The sequence below is a fragment of the Streptomyces sp. IBSBF 3136 genome (genome assembly GCF_036815105.1).
Taxonomy (GTDB): Bacteria; Actinomycetota; Actinomycetes; order Streptomycetales; family Streptomycetaceae; genus Streptomyces.
On record NZ_JAJSZC010000496.1, the window covers coordinates 1 to 771 of the forward strand.

At 80.6% G+C, this 771-nt stretch carries 2 protein-coding genes; both read left to right on the forward strand.

What is annotated here, in order from left to right; all coding sequences use genetic code 11:
• The first annotated feature begins 199 nt into the window (after positions 1–199).
• Positions 200–541 (forward strand): hypothetical protein, encoded by a 342-nt coding sequence (locus V7E45_RS40435; RefSeq protein ID WP_333779268.1) that lies wholly within the window; start codon positions 200–202, stop codon positions 539–541.
• Positions 522–771, forward strand: a 250-nt coding sequence (locus V7E45_RS40440) for a hypothetical protein (protein ID WP_333779269.1), incomplete at its 3' end; no start/stop codon positions are given. The genes V7E45_RS40435 and V7E45_RS40440, both read left to right, overlap by 20 nt.

Consider the following 771-nt stretch of genomic DNA (forward strand, 5'->3'; position numbering starts at 1 on the left):
GGTCGCGCGGACGCCGGGTCGGCCCTGAGGGCCGTTGTGCGCCGGCGCCGCCGCGTTCAGGGCCGGCCGCGGCCGCACCTCCCGGTCCCGGGGCCGCATCTCCCGGTCGCGCGGACGCCGGGTCGGCCCTGAGGGCCGTTGTGCGCCGGCGCCGCCGCGNCTCCCGGTCGCGCGGACGCCGGGTCGGCCCTGAGGGCCGTTGTGCGCCGGCGCCGCCGCGCACGGCAGGGGCACGCCCCTCGCCGCCGCGCACGGCAGGGGCACGCCCCTCGCCGCCGCGCACGGCAGGGGCACGCCCCTCGCGGCCGCGCACGGCAGGGGCACGCCCCTCGCGGCCGCGGACGGCAGGGGCCCGCCTCTGGCCGCCGCGCACGGCAAGGGCATGCCCATGGCCCGGGTACCGGGTTCCGGGGTGCTGAACGCCGGTGTGGCGGACCGGCCGCCGGCCGTCGGTCCGCCGGCCCGCCGGCCCGGCGGCCGGTCCGTGGAGCGTGGTGGCTGGTCCGTGGAGCGTGGTGGCCGTGCTCTTCGCTCGCGGTGACGTCCGCGTTCTCACCGTCACCGGGACCTGCCTGTGCTGGGAGGACCTGTCCGGGCGGCGCCGGGAGTTGCTCGCGGGACTGCGCCGGCAGCCCATTGTCACCTCGGTCGCCGACGACGCCGGCGCCGGCGTTCTGCTGCGGCACACCGGCTGCGGGCCGGCGGCCGGGGAGAAGGCGGGAGAGAAGGCGGGAGAGAGGGCGGGAGAGAAGGCGGGAGAGAGGGCGGGAG